Source organism: Cellulomonas olei (assembly GCF_039548315.1).
GTDB lineage: Bacteria > Actinomycetota > Actinomycetes > Actinomycetales > Cellulomonadaceae > Cellulomonas.
This window is the reverse complement of record NZ_JBCLVN010000001.1, coordinates 21,837-41,474: the sequence shown is the minus strand read 5'-3', so window position 1 is coordinate 41,474 and position 19,638 is coordinate 21,837. Positions and strand designations below refer to the sequence as shown.

At 75.9% G+C, this 19,638-nt stretch carries 17 protein-coding genes; 8 read left to right on the top strand and 9 right to left on the bottom strand.

Annotated features, from left to right (window positions below):
• From AAHH18_RS00180 to AAHH18_RS00170, 3 genes are read left to right on the top strand one after another with little or no spacing between them, the layout of a single operon-like run.
• Window positions 1-1,494 (top strand): leucyl aminopeptidase family protein, encoded by a 1,494-nt coding sequence (locus tag AAHH18_RS00180; RefSeq protein WP_343300127.1) that lies wholly within the window; start codon window positions 1-3, stop codon window positions 1,492-1,494.
• Window positions 1,495-1,523: 29 nt separating this feature from the next.
• Window positions 1,524-2,564 (top strand): lysylphosphatidylglycerol synthase domain-containing protein, encoded by a 1,041-nt coding sequence (locus AAHH18_RS00175; protein WP_343300126.1) that lies wholly within the window; start codon window positions 1,524-1,526, stop codon window positions 2,562-2,564.
• A 50-nt stretch (window positions 2,565-2,614) separates the two neighbouring features.
• Window positions 2,615-3,157, top strand: coding sequence for a GNAT family N-acetyltransferase (locus AAHH18_RS00170; protein WP_343300125.1), 543 nt, complete (start codon window positions 2,615-2,617; stop codon window positions 3,155-3,157).
• A 10-nt stretch (window positions 3,158-3,167) separates the two neighbouring features.
• Here the strand turns inward: AAHH18_RS00170 and AAHH18_RS00165 are convergent, their stop codons facing one another.
• The 6 genes from AAHH18_RS00165 to AAHH18_RS00140 form a co-directional block, all read right to left on the bottom strand.
• Window positions 3,168-3,527 carry a VOC family protein gene (locus tag AAHH18_RS00165; protein WP_283319222.1) on the bottom strand — a complete coding sequence of 120 codons (360 nt, stop codon included), beginning with the start codon at window positions 3,525-3,527 and terminating at the stop codon, window positions 3,168-3,170.
• Between the two features lie 101 nt (window positions 3,528-3,628).
• Window positions 3,629-4,738 (bottom strand): sugar-binding protein, encoded by a 1,110-nt coding sequence (locus tag AAHH18_RS00160; protein ID WP_343300124.1) that lies wholly within the window; start codon window positions 4,736-4,738, stop codon window positions 3,629-3,631.
• Between the two features lie 84 nt (window positions 4,739-4,822).
• On the bottom strand, window positions 4,823-6,112 hold the full coding sequence (gene mmsB, locus AAHH18_RS00155) for a multiple monosaccharide ABC transporter permease (protein ID WP_343300123.1): 1,290 nt from the start codon (window positions 6,110-6,112) through the stop codon (window positions 4,823-4,825).
• A gap of 25 nt (window positions 6,113-6,137) precedes the next feature.
• Window positions 6,138-7,685 (bottom strand): multiple monosaccharide ABC transporter ATP-binding protein, encoded by a 1,548-nt coding sequence (mmsA, locus tag AAHH18_RS00150; protein WP_343300122.1) that lies wholly within the window; start codon window positions 7,683-7,685, stop codon window positions 6,138-6,140.
• A gap of 268 nt (window positions 7,686-7,953) precedes the next feature.
• Window positions 7,954-8,739 carry an ATP-binding cassette domain-containing protein gene (locus AAHH18_RS00145; protein ID WP_343300216.1) on the bottom strand — a complete coding sequence of 262 codons (786 nt, stop codon included), beginning with the start codon at window positions 8,737-8,739 and terminating at the stop codon, window positions 7,954-7,956.
• A 53-nt stretch (window positions 8,740-8,792) separates the two neighbouring features.
• Window positions 8,793-9,968 carry an ROK family transcriptional regulator gene (locus tag AAHH18_RS00140; protein ID WP_283319226.1) on the bottom strand — a complete coding sequence of 392 codons (1,176 nt, stop codon included), beginning with the start codon at window positions 9,966-9,968 and terminating at the stop codon, window positions 8,793-8,795.
• Between the two features lie 187 nt (window positions 9,969-10,155).
• On the opposite strand from AAHH18_RS00140, the gene AAHH18_RS00135 reads away from it, so the two are divergent.
• On the top strand, window positions 10,156-10,458 hold the full coding sequence (locus tag AAHH18_RS00135; protein WP_343300121.1) for a hypothetical protein: 303 nt from the start codon (window positions 10,156-10,158) through the stop codon (window positions 10,456-10,458).
• 43 nt (window positions 10,459-10,501) lie between these two features.
• Here AAHH18_RS00135 and AAHH18_RS00130 read toward each other — a convergent pair whose 3' ends face one another.
• Window positions 10,502-10,996 carry a glutathione peroxidase gene (locus AAHH18_RS00130; RefSeq protein WP_283319228.1) on the bottom strand — a complete coding sequence of 165 codons (495 nt, stop codon included), beginning with the start codon at window positions 10,994-10,996 and terminating at the stop codon, window positions 10,502-10,504.
• Window positions 10,997-11,046: 50 nt separating this feature from the next.
• Window positions 11,047-11,853 (bottom strand): GNAT family N-acetyltransferase, encoded by an 807-nt coding sequence (locus tag AAHH18_RS00125; protein WP_343300120.1) that lies wholly within the window; start codon window positions 11,851-11,853, stop codon window positions 11,047-11,049.
• Between the two features lie 235 nt (window positions 11,854-12,088).
• Here AAHH18_RS00125 and AAHH18_RS00120 point away from each other — a divergent pair, with 235 nt between their 5' ends.
• Entirely contained in the window at window positions 12,089-13,147 is a 1,059-nt protein-coding gene (locus AAHH18_RS00120) for a GGDEF domain-containing protein (RefSeq protein ID WP_343300119.1), read from the top strand.
• Window positions 13,148-13,223: 76 nt separating this feature from the next.
• Here AAHH18_RS00120 and AAHH18_RS00115 read toward each other — a convergent pair whose 3' ends face one another.
• Window positions 13,224-15,707, bottom strand: coding sequence for a helix-turn-helix transcriptional regulator (locus tag AAHH18_RS00115; protein ID WP_283319231.1), 2,484 nt, complete (start codon window positions 15,705-15,707; stop codon window positions 13,224-13,226).
• Between the two features lie 289 nt (window positions 15,708-15,996).
• On the opposite strand from AAHH18_RS00115, the gene AAHH18_RS00110 reads away from it, so the two are divergent.
• From AAHH18_RS00110 to AAHH18_RS00100, 3 genes are all read left to right on the top strand, one after another.
• Entirely contained in the window at window positions 15,997-18,597 is a 2,601-nt protein-coding gene (locus tag AAHH18_RS00110) for a LuxR C-terminal-related transcriptional regulator (protein WP_343300118.1), read from the top strand.
• 198 nt (window positions 18,598-18,795) lie between these two features.
• Window positions 18,796-19,119, top strand: a complete 324-nt coding sequence (locus AAHH18_RS00105) for a hypothetical protein (protein WP_343300117.1) — start codon at window positions 18,796-18,798, stop codon at window positions 19,117-19,119.
• Entirely contained in the window at window positions 19,116-19,607 is a 492-nt protein-coding gene (locus AAHH18_RS00100; RefSeq protein WP_343300116.1) for an ArsR/SmtB family transcription factor, read from the top strand. The genes AAHH18_RS00105 and AAHH18_RS00100 overlap by 4 nt, the downstream gene beginning before the upstream one ends.
• The last annotated feature ends 31 nt before the right edge of the window (window positions 19,608-19,638 follow it).

Genomic DNA, 19,638 nt, shown 5'->3' with positions numbered 1-19,638 from the left:
ATGCGCGACGTCGACCCCGTCCCCTCCGCCACGTCCGTCCCGGCGACCCGGCTGCGGGTGGTCGCGCCGGACGACCCCGCGCTGCCCGCCGGCCCGCACGGCCTCGGCGTCGGCGTCGACGGCCCGCTGCCCGACGGGGTGCCCGACCGGGAGGCGCTCGGGGACTGGGGGTTCGCCGGCCGGCCGGGGCAGACCCTGGTGCTCGACGTGGCCGCCGCGTCTCCCCGCGTGCTCGTCGGCTACGGCGCCGAGGCCACGCCCGCCGCGCTCCGGGACGCCGCGGCGGTGCTGGCGCGCGCGCTCGGCCACCGCGCGACGCTCGTGACGTCGCTGGCGGGGGCGGCGCCGGCCGGGGACGCGGCGCTCGCGGCGCAGGCCGTCGTCGAGGGCGCGGTCCTCGGCCGCTACCGCTACGACCCGCTGCGCACCGAGCCCGCCGGCGTGCCGCTCACGGAGATCGTGCTGGTGGTGCCCGCCGACCGCGTCGACGCGGCGCGCGCCGGGGCCGAGCGCGGCCTGGTGCTCGCCCGCGCGGCGGCGGTGTCCCGGGACCTCGCCAGCGCGCCGGCGGGGCACCTCACCGCCCCCGGCCTGGCGGACGTCGCGGTGCGGCTCGGCGGGGCCGCCGGGCTGCGCGTCGAGGTGCTCGACCGGGCGGCGCTGGTCGACCTGGGGTGCGGCGGCCTGCTCGGCGTCAACGCGGGGTCGGCGGTGGAGCCGCGGATGATCCGGCTGGAGCACGTGCCCGCCGGCCCGGCCCGGGGTGGCCACCTCGGACTCGTCGGCAAGGGCATCACGTACGACTCCGGCGGCATCAGCCTCAAGCCGTCCAACGCCATGCACGCGGCGATGAAGATGGACATGACCGGGGCCGGGTCGATCCTCGCGGCCATGACCGTGCTCGCCGAGCTCGACGTCCCCGTGCACGTCACCGCCTACCTGGCCTGCACGGACAACATGCCGTCCGGGTCGGCGACCAAGCTGGGGGACGTGCTGACGACCCGGTCGGGACGGACCATCGAGGTGGTCAACACGGACGCCGAGGGCCGGCTGGTGATGGCGGACGCGGTCGACCTGGTCCGGGAGGCCGGCGTGGACGCGATCCTCGACGTCGCGACGCTCACCGGTGCCGCGCTCATGGCTCTCGGGCCGCTCACGGCGGCGGTGATCGGCAACGACGACGCGATGGTGCACCTGGTCGAGCACGCCGCGGACCTGACCGACGAGCGGGTGTGGCGGCTGCCGCTCGACGCGCGCTACCGGCCGTGGCTCGACTCGGAGGTCGCGGACCTCAAGAACCTGGGCGGGGAGTCCGCGGGCGCGACGGTCGCCGCGCTGTTCCTCGCCGAGTGGGTCGGGACGACGCCCTGGGCGCACGTCGACATCGCCGGCCCGATGCGCTCCGAGACCGACGACGCGTGGCGCACCAAGGGCGCGACCGGGTTCGGGGCGCGGCTGCTGGTGGAGGCGATCTCCGCGTACGGCGAGCGGTGAGCGCCGCCGTCCCGGCCGGTGGTGGGGCGGTGCCGCCCGCCGGTGAGCCGCAGCGCCGGCGGCCGTGGCTGCGCGTCGCGGTGACGCTCGCCGCGGCGGCGCTGCTGTACCGGCTGGTCACGCGGCTGGTCGGGACGGTGGACTGGGCGGCGGTCGGCGCGGCGCTCGGCAGCCTGGAGGCGTGGGTCGTCCTCCCGCTCGCCGGGGCGCTGCTGCTGCGGCAGGTGCTGAACGCGGTGCCCCTCACGCGGTTTCTGCCGGGCCTGGGGATCGCCCGCTCGACGCAGAACGACCTCACCGCCAACCTGGTCGCGACGGTGGCGCCGCCGCCGGCCGACATCGCGGTCCGCGTCGCCATGTTCCGGTCGTGGGGGCTGGACCCGGTGCTCGGGATGGCCGGCGTCACGCTCAACTCGGTGCAGTTCTACGTCGTGCGGTTCGCGGTGCCGGTGCTCGGCCTCGGTCTGCTGGCCGGGCACGGCCTGGAGCGGCGGCACTGGCTGGTCGGCGGGCTGTGCGCGCTGGCGGCCGCGGTGGTGCTCGCCGGGCTGGCGCTGCTGCTGCGGGACGAGCGGCTCGCGGCGTGGGTGGGGGCCACCGCCGGGCGGGCCGTCCGGGTGGTCCGCCGCGGCACCGACCCGGGGGCGTGGTCGGCCCGCACCGTGCGGCTGCGGGCGGAGACCTCGACCGGGCTGCGCACGGGGCTGGTGCCGTCGCTCGCGGCGCTGACCGGCATGGTGCTCGCCGACGCCGCGATCCTGCTGCTCGCCCTGCGCGCGGTGGGCGTCCGCGGCGACGACCTGCCGCTGACGCTCGTGCTCGGGGTGTTCCTGCTCTGCTACCCGCTGACGATCCTGCCGCTGTTCGGCTTCGGCGTGCTGGACGCGCTGCTGCTCGGCTGGTTCACGGCCTCCGGGGGCCAGCAGGTCGAGGCGGGGGTGCTCGCGGCGACCGTGGTGTGGCGGGTGGTGACCCTGCTCGGCACGCTCGCGCTGGGGGCGGTGGCGCTCGGGCTGTGGCGGGCGGGGGACCGCCGCGGTGCGCGGGCGCCGGGGCCGGCGGGGCGGTGACGGCCGCAAACCCGGCGACAGCGGGGGCTCGGCGGTCGTACGGTCGGGCCGTGCACGCCACGACGCCGCGCCTGGTCCTGCGGCCCTTCACCGCGGCCGACGGGGCCGCGCTGCACGCGTACCTCGGCCTGGCGGAGGTCGTGCGGTTCGAGCCCTACGGCCCGGTCACCCGGGACGGGGCCGAGCGGGAGGCGGCCCGGCGCGCCGGTGACCCGCGCTTCGTCGCGGCCGTCCGGCGCGAGGACGACGTGCTCGTCGGCCACGTGTACTGCGCGCCCGAGGGCCCGCCGGCCTGGCGCACCTGGGCGGTCGGCTACGTCTTCGACCCCCGGTACGGCGGCGTGGGCTACGCCACCGAGGCGACGCGGGCGGTCGTCGACCACTGCTTCCGGGCCGAGGGCGCCCACCGGGTGGTCGCGGGGTGCGACCCGCGCAACGAGCGGTCCTGGCGGCTGCTCGAGCGGCTCGGGATGCGGCGCGAGGGGCACGAGCGGCGGTGCGCGTCGTTCGAGGACGACGCCGACGGCCGGCCGGTCTGGCACGACGCCTACCGGTACGCCGTGCTCGCCCAGGAGTGGGTCACCGCGGGGTGACCCGGCGTGCTCAGCGCCCCGGGCTGGAGACGCAGAACAGGTTCCCCTCCGGGTCGGCCATGACGACCCAGCCGTAGTCGTCCATGCCGTCGCGCCGCACCTCCGTCGCGCCGGCCGCCACGAGCTCGCGCGCGGCGACGTCGCGGTCCTCGCAGTGCACGTCGAGGTGCAGCTTGTTCTTGCCCGGCGTCGGGTCCGGCACGCGGATGAAGCACAGCCGCCAGCCCGAGCCGTCGACGGCCTCGATGATCGCGTGCGCGCGGTGCTCGGTCCGGTACACGTCCCGCCAGCCGAGCCGGTCGCGCCACCAGTCGGCGAGGGCGAACGGGTCGGTGCAGTCGACGGCGACCTGGGCGGGGGAGATCCGCATGGGTCTCACGCTAGGACCGGGGGCGACCCGGTGTCCGGCGGAAATCCCACGGACGCGGCGGAGGGGCGGACCCGCACCGGGCCCGCCCCTCCGGGTGACGCTCAGCCCTGGGTCAGCGGGAAGAGCGTGTCGTCGTTCTTGTAGACGTCCGCAGCGTTCTCCTTCGTGACGATGACCGGCGTCAGGAGGAACGACGGGACGACCTTCACCCCGTTGTCGTACGACTCGGTGTCGTTGATCTCCGGGTCCTCACCCTTCTGCAGGAGCTGGATCTCCTTGATGGTCTGGGCCACCAGCTCGCGGGTGTCCTTGTAGATCGTCGAGTACTGCTCGCCGGCCATGATCGACTTCACGGACTCCACCTCGGAGTCCTGGCCGGTGACCACCGGGGTGTCCTTGCCCGCCTGGGAGACGGACGTCAGGGCCGCGCGGCCGAGGGTGTCGTTCGGCGACAGCACGCCGTCCAGCTCGGTGTCCGTGTAGGAGCCGGCGAGGATGGTGTCCATGCGCTTCTGCGCGTTCTCGGCCTTCCAGCCCTGGGTCGCGACCTGCTCGAACGAGGTCTGGCCCGACACGACGACGAGGGTGCCGTCGTCGATCTTCGGCTGCAGGATGCTCATGGCGCCCTCGAAGAACGGCGTCGAGTTGGCGTCGTCCGGCGAGCCGGCGATCAGCTCGATGTTGTAGGGGCCGTCGCCCTTGCGCTCCTCGAGGCCCTGCAGCAGCGCCTGGCCCTGCAGGACGCCGACCTGGAAGTTGTCGAACGCGACGTACATGTCGACGGCGTCGGTGTTCTTCACCAGGCGGTCGTACGCGATGACGGAGGCGCCGGAGTCCTTGGCCGCCTCCAGCTGCGTGCCGAGCTGCGAGCCGTCGATCGCGCCGACCACGATGACGCTCGCGCCCTGCTCGACCATCGCCTGGATCTGGTTCTGCTGCTCGGTGACGCCGCTGTTCGCGAACTGCACGATCGGCTTGAAGCCGGCGTCGGTGAGGCCGTCGTTGAACAGCTGCTCGGCGAGCACCCAGTTCTCCGACGTCTTCTGCGGCAGCGCCACGCCGATGGTGGCGTCGGCCGCGAACCCGGCCGCCGCCTCGGAGGACCCGTCGGACGACCCCTCGGTGGACCCGCCGCGCTCGGACGAGCACCCCGTGAGCATCAGCGCTCCGGCGGCTCCGGCGGCGACGAGCGCCGCAGTCAGCTTCTTCATGGGTGGTGTCACTCTTCCCTCGGTTGGGCACCCCTCATCGGGTGCGGTGGCGTGCCCCGGCCGGGACCCGGCCGGGCGGGAGGTTCAGCGCTGGGCGAGGGTCTCCGGGGCCGACCCGGACACGGGCGAGGCGGACTCCGGCCCCTCCGGTCCCCCGGGGATCTGCGTCTGCCGGCGCGAGCGCATCAGCAGGCCGACGATCGACGGCCGGCCCTGGATCTTGTTGTAGACGTCGAACGCGACCGCGGCGAGCAGCACCAGGCCCTTGATCATCTGGGTGCTGTCCGAGCCGACGCCCATGAGCTGCAGGCCGTTGTTGAGCACCGCCATGACCAGGCCGCCGATGAGCGAGCCGACGACGGTGCCGACACCGCCGGAGACCGCGGCCCCGCCGATGAACACGGCGGCGATCGCGTCGAGCTCCCAGTTCGTGCCGTCGAACGGGCCGGACGCGGTGGACCGGCCGATGAACACGATGCCGGCCAGCGCGGCGAGCACCGACATGTTCATCATCACGAAGAAGTTGGTGCGGCGGATGTTCACGCCGGACAGCGACGCGGCGACCTTGTTGCCGCCCACGGCGTACACGTGCCGGCCGGTGATGGTCCGGTTGGACACGAACGCGTAGATCAGCACGAGCGCGACGAGGATGACGCCGGACACCGGGAACGACGTCCCGACGCGGCCCGACCCGAACAGCCAGGTCACGCCCGCGACGACGACCGACAGGCCGCCCGCGCGGACCACGGACACCCACGTCGGGACGGGGGAGCCGCCGAGGCGCCGGGCGGACCGGCGCCGCCGGGACTCGCCGTAGACGAGGGCCGCGATCGCGACGACCCCCAGGACCAGGGTCCAGTTGTTGAGGCCGGTGTTCGGCCCCCACTCCGGCAGGTAGCCCGCGCCGAGCGTCTGGATCTCCTTCGGCACCGGCACGGTGTTGGACTTGCCGATGTACTGGTTCGCGCCGCGGAAGAACATCATCCCGGCGAGGGTGGTGATGAACCCGGGGATGCCGACGTACGCCACCCAGAACCCCTGCCACGCGCCGATCACCGCCCCGACGGCGAGGCCGAGCAGGATGCCCGCCCACCACGGGATGCCCCAGTCCCGGATCGCGAGCGCCACGATGATGCCGACCACGGCGGCCACCGAGCCGACGGACAGGTCGATGTGCCCGGCGATGATGACGAGCACCATGCCGATCGCGAGGATCAGCACGTACGAGTTGCCGTTGATGATGTTCTGCGCGTTCGTCGCCGTCAGCACCTTGCCGCCGGTCGCGATCTGGAACACCGCGATCAGCGCGATCAGCGCGAACACCATGCCGAACTGGCGGGCTCCGCCGCCGAACAGCTGCTTGAGTGACGTCATCGTCAGGGCCGTCCTTCTGCCGTGATCAGTAGGTGAGAGCCGGGCTGCTGCCCGTCATGAGGCGCATGAGGTTCTCCTGCGTGGCCTCCGACCGGTCGAGGACGCCGGTGATGCGCCCCTCGAAGATCGTGTAGATGCGGTCGCACAGGCCGAGCAGCTCGGGCAGCTCGGACGAGATCACCACCACGCCCTTGCCGGCGTCCGCCAGCCGGTTCACCAGGCCGTAGATCTCGTACTTCGCCCCGACGTCGACGCCGCGCGTCGGCTCGTCGAGGATCAGCAGGTCGGGCTCGGGGAACATCCACTTGCCGAGCAGCACCTTCTGCTGGTTGCCGCCGGAGAGCTTCACGACGCCGACCCGCACGGACGGCGCCTTGACGTTGAGCGAGCGCCGGTACTCCTCCGCGGCGAGGTACGCGGCGTCCGGGTCCAGCACGCCCCGCCGCGTGACCCGCCGCAGGTCGGAGGACACGATCGTGTCGGCGATGGTGTCGAGCAGGTTGAGCCCCTGGACCTTGCGGTCCTCCGGGACGTAGGCGATCTTGTGCGCGATGGCCTGCTGCACGGTGTGGAGCTCGACCGGCTCGCCGTCGATCGTGATCTGCCCGCCGAGCCAGCGCCCGTAGGACCGGCCGAACAGCGACCGGGCGAGCTCGGTGCGGCCGGCGCCCATGATGCCGGCGAAGCCCACGATCTCCCCGTGCCGGACGTGGAACGACGAGCCCTTGCAGACCAGGCGGCCGGGCACCTGCGGGTGCTCGACGGTCCAGTCCCGCACCTCGAAGAACGTCTCCCCGATGTGCGGGGTGTGCTCGGGGAACCGGTGGTCCAGGGCCCGCCCGACCATGCCGCGGATGATGCGGTCCTCGTCGACCTCGCCGGCCGCGGCGTCGAGCGTCTCGACCGTGCGGCCGTCGCGGATGATCGTGATGGAGTCGGCGATGGCGGCGATCTCGTTGAGCTTGTGGCTGATCATGATGCTGGTCATGCCCTTGGAGCGCAGGCCCCGCAGCAGGTCCAGCAGGTGCGCCGAGTCCTCCTCGTTGAGGGCGGAGGTCGGCTCGTCGAGGATCAGCAGCCGCACGTCCTTGGACAGCGCCCGGGCGATCTCGACGAGCTGCTGCTTGCCGACGCCGAGGTTCTTGATCTGCTCGTCGGGGGAGGCGTCCAGGCCGACGCGGGCCATGAGCTCGGCGGCGCGCTCGCGGGCCGTCTCCCAGTCGATGCCGAACCGGCCGGTGGTCTCGTTGCCGAGGAAGATGTTCTCCGCGATCGACAGCTCGGGGATGAGCGCGAGCTCCTGGTGGATGATGACGATGCCCGCGCGCTCGCTGGACTTGATGTCCTTGAAGCGCACCTCCTCGCCCTGGTAGACGATCTCGCCGTCGTAGGTGCCGTAGGGGTAGACGCCGGACAGGACCTTCATGAGCGTGGACTTGCCGGCGCCGTTCTCGCCGCAGATCGCGTGGATCTCGCCCGCGCGCACCGTCATCGAGACGTCGTCCAGGGCGCGCACGCCCGGGAAGACCTTCGTGATCGACCTCATCTCGAGGACGACGGGGGTGTCCGTCATCGTTCCTGCTCCCTGTGCCTCGCTGCACGGGCCGGCGTCGTCGCCGGTCGTGGTCCGCGTCGGACACTAGGGACGTGGCGTCCTAGCCGTCAACCTCTGAAGGCAAGGAGCGCGCTTCGTTATCGGATCGCAACGCGCCGGGGCCGTCTCGGCGCGCGATCGCCGCCCGTGTGGCGTCCCGGCGGGTGGGAGCGGGCCTCTCGCGGGTACGCGGCGCGCCGCTGACGCGCAGGTCAGCGGTATTGCCCACAACCTCTGAAGGCAATACCTACCGCGTGGCCCACATCGGCCGGATGACGCGGGTCGCCCCCGCGATGGCGCCGATGATCTCCTCCGGCGCCGACGTCCCGGCGTCGAACGACCCGTTGTTCCGCCCGTGGCGCAGCACCTCGATGCGGTCCGCGACCGCCCGCAGGTCCGCCAGGTTGTGGCTGATGAGGATCACGCCGAGCCCCATCGCCCGCAGCCGCTCCACCAGCATGAGCACCTCGGCCGTCTGCACCACCGACAGCGCGGCGGTCGGCTCGTCGAGCACGAGGATCCGTGGCCGGGTCGTCAGGGTCCGCGCGATCGCGACCGCCTGCCGCTGCCCCGCCGAGAGCTCGCGCACCGGCACCCGCACCGACGGCACCGAGACCGTGAGGTCCCGCAGCAGCCGCGCCGCCTCGAGCTCCATGCTGTCGGTGTCCATCGGCCCCACCCGCGACGTGCGCAGCTCCCGGCCCAGGAAGATGTTCGCCGTCACGCTGAGGTTCTCGCACAGCGCGAGGTCCTGGAACACCGTCGAGATGCCCAGCGTGTGCGCGGCGGCCGGGTTCGGGATGCTCACCGGCTCGCCGGCGACCTCCACCAGCCCGGCATCCGGTTGCAGCACCCCGGACACGATCTTCGCGAGGGTCGACTTGCCGGCCCCGTTGTCGCCCACCAGCGCCACGACCTCGTGCGCGTGCAGCTCCAGGTTCACGCCGGTCAGCGCCTCCACGGCGCCGAACCGCTTGGTGACCTGCCGCAGCGAGAGCACAGGAGGGCGCGGTGCCGCCTGCGTGCCTGCCATCGTCACCTCCTCGATCACCGCCGGCCCCGTCGCCGGTGCGTCGTCCACCTCGATCAGTCTCCGTCCTGGTGCTCGAACCAGTGCGTCAGCTCGTGGGTGTTCTCGAGGACGAGCAGCAGCGCACCGATCACCTCCGCCTGCGGCCCGAGCTCCGCGCCCACCACCTCCAGCGGCGCGATGTGGTTGAGCGGCACCCGCCGCCGGATCGCCTCGCGCATCGGGCCCAGCAGCACCTCGCCGGTCTCGGCCAGCTCGCCGCCCACCACCACGCACTGCGGGTTGACCGCGATCGCCAGGCCGGCCACCACCGCGCCCACCGCGGAGCCCGCGTCCTCGACGACCTGCCGGCAGCCCGGGTCGCCGTCGAGGGCCAGGGTCACGATGTCCCGCAGCGTCAGCGGCCCGCGGCTCGCCCGGAGCACCTCGATCAGCGCGGGCGCCCCGACCACCGTGTTGAGGCACCCGCGGCTGCCGCACAGGCACACCACCCCGCCGGCGTCGACCTGCACGTGCCCGATCTCCCCGGCCGTCCCGGCGAACCCGCGGTGCAGGCGGCCGGACAGCACCACGCCGGCGCCCGTGCCGTGCGAGACCCGCACGTACACCGAGTCCTGGTAGAGCCGCGCGGCGCCGACCCGGCTCTCCGCGAGCGCGCCGAGGTTCGCGTCGTTGTCCACGAACACGGGCACGCCGAGCCGCTTCGACATCACCTGCGCCACCGGCGCGTCGTCCCAGCCGCGCAGGATGCCGGGCACCGAGATGGTGCCGGTCGCCGCGTCCACCGGCGCGGGCACCGCGATGCCGATGCCGAGCAGCTCGCCCAGCGACGAGCCGACGCGCTCCAGCAGCTCGACCACCAGCAGCGCCGCGCGGTCCAGGCTCGTGTCCGCGCGGTGCTCGTGCGGCAGCGGCAGCGTCTGCTCGACCAGCACCTGCTGCGCGGAGTCGGCCAGCGCGATCGACATGTGCCGGGTGCCGATCCGCACGCCCGCCGCGATGCCCGTGCGGTGCACCATCGTGACGAGCTGCGCCCGGCGGCCGTTGTGGATGGTGGTGCGGACGTCCACCGCGCCGGCGCCCTGCAGCTCGCGCACGATGTTCGACACGGTGGCCGCCGACAGGCCGGTGGCCGCCGCGAGCTCGACCTGCGTCAGGCCGCCGTAGCGGCGCACCGTCTCGATGACGGTGGCGCGGTTCGCCTCACGGAGGGCGGTCTGCGAGCCAGCCATCGCCGACAGCCTCCCGTCTCCTGCCGCACGTCGTCCACGCACGCGCTGGACGCAGGGTACTCGGTGCGCGTCGCGCCGCCGGGGCGTGACCGAGGTCGCGGACGAAAGTCCTGGTCCGGTGGTGAGCGCTTGCCGATCGGGAGACGGGGTGGTGCGCACCGCCCCGCCGACCGCCGAAGGGACACCCGTGCTCCGACCGACCCGCATCCTGCTCCGCGACGGCGAGACCCGGGCCCTGCTGCGCGCCGTCGACGTGCGCGGGCACACCGTGCGGATCGAGGGCACGGCCGCCAGCCTGCGCATCGAGGACGTCACGACGGGCACGCTGCTCGTGGACGCCCCGATGGCGGTGCTCGAGCTCATCGACGGCGAGACGATCCACTACTCGGGTGCGGGCCGGGTGCTGGACTCCCGCGAGCTGCGGTACCTGCGGATCACCCTGGAGTTCACGGAGCCGGCCGCGCGGTCGCTGCCCCGGCCGCCGCGCTGACGTCGGGGCGCGCGGGGACCCGCGGCGGTGACCGTGGCGGCGATCAGGCCGGTCCGGGACCGACGAGCTCCTCGACGGCGGCGACGACCTCCGGGGCGTCCGGGCGCACCCGGGGCCGGAACCGCCGCACCCGGCCGTCCGGCGCGACGACGAACTTCTCGAAGTTCCAGGTGATCCGCCCGGCGCGGCCCGCGTCGTCGGGGTACCGCGTCAGCGCCCGGTACAGCGGGTGCGCGTGCCGGCCGTTCACCGGGGTCTTCTCGAGCATCGGGAACGTCGCGCCCCACGTCGTCGAGCAGTACTCGGCGATGGCGTCCGACGACGACAGCTCCTGCAGGAACTGGTTGCTCGGCACCCCCACCACGGTGAACCCGCGCGGGCCGTACCGGCGGTGCAGCTCCTCGAGCTGCTCGTACTGCGGCGCCAGGCCGCACCGCGACGCGACGTTCACCACCAGCGCGACGCGCCCGCCGGTCAGCTCCCCGAACGTCGTGTCCTCGCCGCGCAGCGTGCGCACCGCGATCCCGTCCAGCTCCACGTGCCGCTCCTCGCCCGTCGTCGTCCCGCGCGTCCCTCCGGGCTCCCGGTCTACCACGGCAGGAGGTGGTAGTAGGGCGTCCGGGTGGACGGGGTGAACCCCAGGCGCAGCGCGAGCCGCGCGGAGCCGACGTTGTCCTCCCGGCACGACCACACCGGCGTGAGCCCGGCGTCCAGCACGTCCGCCAGCATCGCCGCCGCCGCGGCCGAGGCCAGCCCCTGCCGGCGGTACGCCGGGTCGGTCTCGATGCCGAGCTCCAGGTCGTCGCCCGTGCGGTACGACGTGAAGGCGATCGCCCCGGTGCGCCCGTCCCGCTCCACCACCGTGCCGCCCCCGTGCGCCAGGAAGCTCGCCGCGTCGGGCCAGAACCCCGACGGCACCACCGCCCCGGCCCACGCGAAGTCCTCGGCCGTGGCCCGCCGCGCCCGCCAGCCGTCCGGGGGGCGCAGCGCACCGAGCCGCGCGCGGTGCGCATCCGGGTCGGAGGTGAAGTTGAGGCGGGTGTGACGGACGACCGCGCCGCGCGCCGGGTGGGCGCCCGCCTCCGCCAGCGGCACGGCGCCGAGCGCGTCGTCCCAGTCCGGCGCCGTCCACCGCGGATCGACCTGCAGCCACTCCTCGTGCCCCGCGGCGCGGCGGGCGGCGAGGTGCGCGACGACCGCGTCCCGGGCCTCCCCGACCGCCGGGCCCCAGACGAGCGACATCCCGTACGGGTGCACCACGTGGAAGGCGCGGGGGTCGTGCTCCCGGTCGGCCCAGGGCACCGCGCCGGCGACGTCCATCGCGGCGCGGGCGAACCCGACGTTGAGGGGCACCGCACCGAGTGCGCGGCGGGCGTGGTCGAGCAGCGGGGGCACGGTTCTCCTCGGGTGGTGGGCGGCTGCCGGCAGCACGCTCCCAGGGGCGGACGTGGGGGGTCCATGGCCACTCGCGGCGAAGTTGCCTCGGCGTGCGCTCCCCGGGGCGGAGCCGTTCCCGTCGGGTCGGCCGGGCCTGCCTGGGGGCGCGGCGCCCGTCGCGGACGGTGACGGCGCGTCGGCCGGTGCGGCGGATCCGCTCATCCGCCGCACCGCGCGTGTCGATACTCCGGGTGTGCGCCTCGTGACGCTCCAGCTGGAGGGCGACCCCGGGATGGGCGCGGACGACCGTCCGCGCTACCTCGCCATGGTCTACGGCCGGGTGCTGACCGCCGTCACGGGCACGATCGTCCTGCTCGCCTACGTGCTGTTCGACCGCGACGCCACGACGCTGCGGACCCTGGTGGCCGTCGCGCTCCCGCAGCTCGCGTTCGTCGCACTGTCGTTCCGGGCCCGCCCGCACCCGTGGCTGGTGGCGGGCTTCCCCGTCGGCGCCCTGGGCGGTCTGACGAGCGTCGGCCTCACGAGCGACGCCGTGTCCACCGCGCTGCTGGGGCTCGTCGGTCTCGCGTTCGTGTACACCGGCCTGTTCCTGCCGTTCGGCTGGTCGCTGGGTCTCGTCCCGCTCGGCTGGAGCACCTACCTGGCGCTGCTGCCCGTCCTCGACGGCCCGGGCGTGATGCGGCTGCTGACGTACACGGCCGTGTGGCTCGCGACGGCGTCCGCGCTCCGGTTCGCCAGCAGGATCGCGCTGCGGCACGAGCTCGCGCTGCGGGCCGCCGCGGAGACCGACGCCCTCACCCACGTCGGCAACCGCCGGGCGCTCGACGCGCAGCTCGCCAGCCAGACGCCCGGGGACTGCCTGGTGATCTGCGACCTGGACCACTTCAAGCTCGTGAACGACCGTCACGGCCACGTCGTCGGCGACCAGGTGCTGGTGGCGTTCGCCCGGCTGCTGGACGAGCACGTCGGCCGCCGCGGCATGGTGGTCCGGTTCGGCGGCGAGGAGTTCGTGCTGGTGCTGCCGCAGACGCACCCGAGCGACGCCGTCCGCCTGGTCGAGCGGGTGCGCGAGCAGTGGCGCGCGTCGGGGGCGGAGACGACGTTCTCGGCGGGCGTCGCCGTGATCCACGCGGGGACGCCGCCGGCGACGGCCCTCGCGTCCGCGGACATCGCGCTGTACGCGGCCAAGCGCGGCGGCCGGGACCGCACCGCGGTCGAGCCGGCCCCGCCCGGCACGCCCGGTCCGCCGTCGCAGCGCCCCTCGTGGGAGGCGGACGAACCGGCCCTCTGACGACGCCGGCCCACGCCGGCCCGCGGCGGTTCGCGCCGGTTCGCGCCGGTTCGCGCCGGCCGGTGCCCGACGCGGGTCAGCCCGCGTCGGGGTCCCAGTCCGCGGCGAGGTCGGTGCGGGCGGCGAGCCCGAGCTTGCGCAGCGCCCGGTACATGTGGCTCTCGACCGTCCGGACGCTGAGGAACAGCCGCGCGGCGATCTCGCGGTTGCTCAGGCCCGCGCGCGCGAGCAGGGCCACCTCCCGCTCCCGGTCGCTCAGCGGGTCGGCGCCCGCGGCCGTCCGCTCGACGGACGGGTCGAGGCCGTGGCCCGCGGGACGCCCGGCGGCCTCGGAGACCTGCGAGGCCGTCAGGGGCGGGAGCCCCTCCTGCGCGCGGAGCTCCGTGAGCCGGTCCAGCACGACGCGGGACTGCGCCGGCCCGAGGGTGGAGCGCAGCCCGCCCACGGCCGCCACGACGGCGGCGCCCGGGCCCTCGCTGAGCGCCCGGTGCAGCTCCACGACCGGCGCGAAGAGGGAGAGCCGGTCCGCGGGGAACCGGTCGAGGACGACCCGCAGCCGGTCCGGCGGGTACACCCACGCGATCCAGGACCAGCACACCATCGCGGCGGTCAGGTGCCCCGCCTCCGCGGCGCCGAGGCCGTGCTCCCACAGCAGCCGGTTCCCCGCCTCGACCTCCCCGCGGGCGTAGTGCGCCTCGGCCTCCGCCCAGGCCGTCAGCGCGCGCAGCAGCGGGTCACCGGCGACGTCGCGGTGGTCGAGCTCCCGCAACAGCAGCTGGGCGAACCGGAGGTTGCCCGCGCGTGCGTGCACGACCGCGCCGAGCGGCACCACCCGCAGCGGCATCGGGTCGTCGAACGGGCCGGGCAGCCCCAGCCGCAGCGCGACGCTCAGCCAGGGCCACGCGTCCTGCCCGCGGCCCGACACGATCTGCAGGCCCGCGAGGGTCGACGTGTGGGCGCGCACCGAGACGGCGTCCAGCTCGGCGGCGGCGTGCGCCAGGTGCGTCCGCGCCCACGTCGAGGCCTCCTCGACGCGGCCGTCGAACAGCAGGGCGTCCGTCCGCAGCGCCTCGAGGGCGGCGCGCACGGGCTCCGGCGGGGGCGCCTCCGCCGACCCGAGCAGCGTGAGCGCCTCCTCCGGCCGGCCGTCGTGGACGGCCGCCCGCGCGGCGGCCACCAGCTCCCGCGCCTCCGCGAGCGGCGTACGCGCGTCCGCGGGCAGGCCGAGGCGCGTGGCGGTGCGTCCCAGCGCGCCCGCGTCCTCCTCCGCCCAGGCCGACCACTGCGCCTGCTGCTCGAGCAGCCGCGCGACGTCGGCGGGGTCGTCGTCCGGGCCCCGCTCGACGTGGGCGAGGACGTCCCGGACCAGGGCGCGGTCCGGGGAGCCGGAGAACGCGTCGAGCAGCGCCACCGCGTGCCGCACGGTCGGCGCCTCGCGCCACGCCGCCCGCCGGGCGGCCCGCTGGACGGACACGCGGTCGAGCAGCAGGCCCGCGGTCGCGGACGTCCACGCGGCCGACGGGTTCTCGGCGGCGAGCTGCCAGGTGAGCGTGTCCGGCACCGCCGGGTCGACCGCCGTGTGCGGTCGCGGCGAGTAGTCCGTGCCGAAGTGCGCGCGCACGACGGCGTCGTCGTGCCGCGCCTGCGCCGGCGTCCGCCGCCGCACGAGCCCGTGGGCGAGCGCCGGCGGGGTGACGAGCACGAGGCCGTCGGGGTCGGCGGTCGACGCGGTGAGCCGCCCGCGGGCGAGCAGCTCGTCGAACCGGCCCGCCCCGGCCAGCTCCGCGGCGTCGGCGGCGGGCACCGGTCCCGTCCACGACAGCAGCGTGAGCGCGTCGACCAGCCCGGGGTCCAGGCGACGGGTCAGCGCGTGGACGGCCGCGTCGAGCGGGGCGTCCTCCAGCGGCCCGACCAGGTCCCACACGCCGTCGACGCGCTCCGCCGCGCCGGACCACCGGGCGGCGTCCAGCAGCGCGAGCGCGACGGCCGGGTGCCCGCCGGACTGGTTGAGCAGCGCGGCGGTCAGGGCGAGCGCCGGCGGGCCCTGCAGCCGGTCCGCGAGGAGTCCCGCGGTCCCCGGCTCGCCCAGCGGCGCGACGGCGACCTCCGCGGGGGCGCGGCCGGCGAGCGTGCGCCGGGCCGGGCCCTCGAGGACGGCGGAGTCCACGGTCGCCGCCAGCAGGCAGGACGTGCGGCGCAGCAGCTCCTCGACGACGACGAGCGTCGCGGGGTCCAGGTGGTCCAGGTCGTCCACCGCGAGCACGTTGCGGCGCCCGGCGAGCTCCTCGGCGAGGACGTCCACCAGCTCCGGGAGCGGCGTGCGCCCGGCGGACCGCGGCGTCCGCGCGAGCTCGTGCAGCAGCACGGGCGTCAGGGGCGGCGCCTCGGGCACGTGCGAGGCGCGCAGCACCAGCACGTGGGTGCCCGCGGCGGTCGCCCGCCGCACGAGGTCGTCGAGCGCGGTGGTGCGGCCCGAGCCCTCCTCGCCGCGGATCAGCACGTCGCGGCCCAGGTCGAGCCACCGCAGCGCGTCGCCCGCCACGTCCAGGGTCTGGTCCATCGCCCACCTCCTGAGCAGCACCGTCGCGCAGCCCATCCTGTCCTGAGCGGGAGCCCGTGCCAATGCCCGGCGCGCCACCTACGGAGCCGTCGCGGGAGCCGTTGCGTGGTCCCGCGGTGCCGCACCCTGGGTCCGACCGGGTGCGCGCCGCCGACCCCCGGTTCGCGCCCCCGGCCCCCCGGTGGAGGTGCCGTCGTGGACGGCGCGGCGCGCACCGCCCCTCGACCCTGCGTGACGCCGCCCCCGGTGTGCGCGCCCGGGTACTCACCGCACGGAAGGACGCCTCACCATGACGCAGACGCGCGAGCGTGCCGCGACCCTCCGGGCGGCGCGACGGGAGAGGGGGTGGCGGGTGGGCGTCGTCGCGGACGTCGTCGGGTACCTGAACGAGGGCGTGAGCGTCGACGTCGTCGGCCACCGGGGCTCCGGGCGCTCGCACGTCGCGGACCTGGTCGAGCAGACGCTCCACGACGAGGGCGTGCCCGTCCTGCGGCTGACGGGGGTCCCCGCGCTGCGGGACCGCCCGCTCGGGGGGATCTCCGCGGCGGGCTTCGAGCTGCCGCGCGGCGGGGCGTCGAGCGTCGGCGAGGTGCTGGCCGCGCTGCGGCCCCGCGTCCGCGGCCGGGGGGCGGTCGTCGTGGTGGACGACCTCGACGGCCTCGACGCCGCCAGCGCCGGAGTCGTCGCCGCGCTGCGCACCACCGTGCCGGCGCCCACCCTCGTGACCCGGCGGCTCGGCACCGAGCGGGACGAGGCGGTGGTCGCCGTGCTCCCCGGGATGCAGCCGGGGATCCGGCTCCCGCTCGCCCCGCTCCGCTTCGGCGAGGTCCACGCCTGCGCGCAGGAGCTGCTCGGCGGCCCCGTCGACTCGTCGACCGTCGCCCGCCTCGCGACCAAGTCGGGCGGCCTGCCCGGGCTGGTGCGCGCGCTCGTCACCGTCGGCCGGCGCGCGGGCACGCTCACGTACGACGGCGCCGTGTGGCGCGCGACCGCCCCGCTGTGGTCGCCGGAGCTGGCGCACACGCTCGACGGCTACCTGACCGGCCTCGACGCGCGGACGGTCGAGGAGCTGACGCTGCTGGCCGTCGCCGGCCCTCTCGACGTCCGGCGCGTGCGGGCGCTCGTCGACGACGCCCGGCTGCTGGACCTGCAGCGGGCGGGGCTCGTCGGGGCGCTCGACGGCTCGGGCAGCGGCGCGATGGGCCTGTACCCGCCGCTGCTGGGCGAGCACCTCGTCGCCCACTGCCCGGCGACGCTGCGGCTCGACATCGAGGCGCGGCTCGCCGACGAGGTGCCGGCCGTCCCGCACCCCCTCCGGGCGGCGGGCGGCGCGCGGGTGCACAGCCCGGAGGCGGTCGTCAGCACGCGGCTCGCCGACCACTGGGAGGAGGTCCGCGACCGGCTGCAGCAGGCCTGGGCCGAGGACCGGGCCCCGGCGGCGGGCGCCCGGCTGCTCGAGGCGACGCTCGCCTCGCCGGTGCGCACCGGGCCCGGCGTCGACGAGCAGGTGGTCGAGGTCTACCGCGGCACCGCGCGGGAGATCGGGGGCGACGCGGACCGGGCGCAGCTGGAGGCCTGGTACGCGGTGTACCTGGCCGTGGGCCGCCGGCGGCTGGCGGACGCCCGCCGGGTGCTCGCGGACGCCGAGCTCGCGGTGCCGTCCCACGGCGCCTACCTGCGCGCCACCGCCGCCCACCTCGGCCTGCTGCTCGACCGCGTCCCGAAGCCGCCCCGCACCACCGCTGCGGAGGACCGGAGCCCGCTCAACGCGGAGGCCAGCCGGGGGGTCGCGGTGGAGACGGAGCTGGCCCGGGGTCGCACCGCGGCGGCGCGGTCGCTCCTGGCCGCGGCCGTGCCGGAGCTGCCGCTCTTCCACCGGCACCACCAGGCGTGCGAGGGCCTGGCCCGGGTGCTGGCCGCCGAGCAGCCCGACCCCGCGACGTGGACGACCCCGCCGGCCGACCTCGGGCAGCTCGCGTCGGACCCGGCCTCGTTCCGGCCGCTGGCGTACGTGACGGCGCTGGGCATGGCCGTCGGGGGGCACGTCGCCGCCCTCGACGACTGGCTGTCCTCCGCGCTCACCGTGACCTCCGTGGGGACGCTGCAGCGGCACTACCACGTCGGCCTGCTGTCGGTCGCCGTGCTCGCGGCGCTCTGGCGCGGGGAGGACGCGTACGCGGCGGGCATCGCCCGCCAGGCGGCGGCGACCCGGCAGCCCGCGGGGCCGCTGCCCCTGATGGCGTCCGGGGAGGCGCTCGTCGCGCTTACCGAGGGCGACGCCGACGGCCTGTGGGCGGCGGTGGAGGCGCACCTCGCGGGCGGGTACCTGACCGCGGCGCTGTTCCTCGCCGTCGAGGCCCTCGAGCGCCGGCCCGACGCCGCGCGGGCCCGGGTCGTCGCCGAGCTCGGTACCCGCGTGGACGGCGGCCTGCTCGAGGCGCTCGTGGAGTACGCCGTGGCGCTCGGTCACGAGGACGAGGCGGCGCTCGCGGAGGCCGCCACGCGGTTCGGGCGCTGCGGCGCGGTCCTGTACGAGGTCCGGGCGGGCGTCGCCCGGGCGCGGGTGCTCAAGCAGCGGGGGCTCGCCTCGGAGGCCGTCGCGCAGGTGGAGGCGGCGTGGGCCGCGTCGCTCGACGTCGCACGGCACGCCCCGGGCGTCTTCTCGCCGTACCTGGACGCCCTGGAGCTGTCGCCGCGCGAGCTCGACGTGCTGCGCCAGGTCGTCGTCGGGCTGGGGACGTCCGAGATCGCGGCCGAGCTGAGCCTGAGCGTGCGCACGGTCGAGAACCACGTCTTCAGCACGTACCGCAAGATCGGCGTCGAGGGCCGGGCGGACCTGCTGCGCGTGGCCGCGACGTGGCTCGGGCCCCGGCTGCGGACGGGCGGATGAGGTACCCCGCCCGCCCGCCGATCGCCCCCGCCCGAGGGCTCCCCGGTACTCAATCCGCCCCCTTCCGACCCGCGTCCTGCCGGCATCCCGGCACGACGACCCGCTCGCGTCCCCACGATGGGGGCACCGCTCGCGGCCGCGGGCCCACGCAGCCGCCCGCCACCACCGCCGCGCAGCGCACCGACCCGAGGAGCCCGCATGACCGCCACGTCCGACCTGGCAGACCCGTCGCGCGGACGCCTGGTCGCACGGCTCCTCGGCGGCCCCCTCGGGGCGGAGCAGGCCGGTGAGCTGCCGGCCGCCGACGCCCGCGCGCTCCGGGAGCTGAGCGAGCGCGGTCACGTCGAGGTCGGGCGGGACGGCTCGGTCCGTCTCGCCTCCGCGACGCGCGACCGGTTCCTCGACCGCCTGCTCACCGCGGTGCTCGGCGTGGCGCCCGTCGGGCACGCCCCGGCCGTCCACCGGTCCGCCGACAGGGACACCCGGGCCGCCGTGCCCGGGGCGGTCCACCCCGCCCGGTGAGGACGGCGACAGCCGCCGCTCCGGCGGTCCGCGTCCTCGCCCCGCCCGACGAGCACGACCCGGCAGCCGGTGAGCTCTCGACCGCGCTCGCGGCGGTCGTCTCCCCGAGGTTCGCGGTGCTGCAGCTGCTCTCGGCCCGCCCGGGGATGATCTGCCGGGAGATCGCGGACGCCCTCGGGATGTCCCGGTCCGGCGTGCTCAAGTACCTCGGCGAGCTCGAGCGCGCCGGGCTCGTCGTCGGCGACGCGCTCCTCGGCGAGCGGCGCGGCCGCCAGGTGCGCTACGCGGTGCGCGACGGCGCGGTGCTGCAGGTCGTCGGGGAGATCGCCGACGCGATCGTCCCGCGCGGGCTCGAGGTGCTGGTGGGCGCGCGGCGCGACACCCGCCAGCCCCACCGCGCACGCCCGGCTGACGCCCGCGCGCGCCGGGCCCCCGCCGAGCGGGCCGCCCGGGGCCCGGGCGCCGCCCTGGCGCACGCGCAGGCCTGACCCGCCGCAGCAGCGGCAGGCGGGGTCTCGC

What these genes read in the sequence shown, in the direction of transcription:
- AAHH18_RS00180 (WP_343300127.1), top strand. Translation starts at nt 1, where the DNA reads ATGCGCGACGTCGACCCCGTCCCCTCCGCCACGTCCGTCCCGGCGACC.
- AAHH18_RS00165 (WP_283319222.1), bottom strand. Translation starts at nt 3,527, where the DNA reads ATGCGGATCTCCCCCGCCCAGGTCGCCGTCGACTGCACCGACCCGTTC.
- AAHH18_RS00160 (WP_343300124.1), bottom strand. Translation starts at nt 4,738, where the DNA reads ATGAAGAAGCTGACTGCGGCGCTCGTCGCCGCCGGAGCCGCCGGAGCG.
- mmsB (WP_343300123.1), bottom strand. Translation starts at nt 6,112, where the DNA reads ATGACGTCACTCAAGCAGCTGTTCGGCGGCGGAGCCCGCCAGTTCGGC.
- mmsA (WP_343300122.1), bottom strand. Translation starts at nt 7,685, where the DNA reads ATGACGGACACCCCCGTCGTCCTCGAGATGAGGTCGATCACGAAGGTC.
- AAHH18_RS00145 (WP_343300216.1), bottom strand. Translation starts at nt 8,739, where the DNA reads ATGGCAGGCACGCAGGCGGCACCGCGCCCTCCTGTGCTCTCGCTGCGG.
- AAHH18_RS00140 (WP_283319226.1), bottom strand. Translation starts at nt 9,968, where the DNA reads ATGGCTGGCTCGCAGACCGCCCTCCGTGAGGCGAACCGCGCCACCGTC.
- AAHH18_RS00115 (WP_283319231.1), bottom strand. Translation starts at nt 15,707, where the DNA reads ATGGACCAGACCCTGGACGTGGCGGGCGACGCGCTGCGGTGGCTCGAC.
- AAHH18_RS00110 (WP_343300118.1), top strand. Translation starts at nt 15,997, where the DNA reads ATGACGCAGACGCGCGAGCGTGCCGCGACCCTCCGGGCGGCGCGACGG.
- AAHH18_RS00105 (WP_343300117.1), top strand. Translation starts at nt 18,796, where the DNA reads ATGACCGCCACGTCCGACCTGGCAGACCCGTCGCGCGGACGCCTGGTC.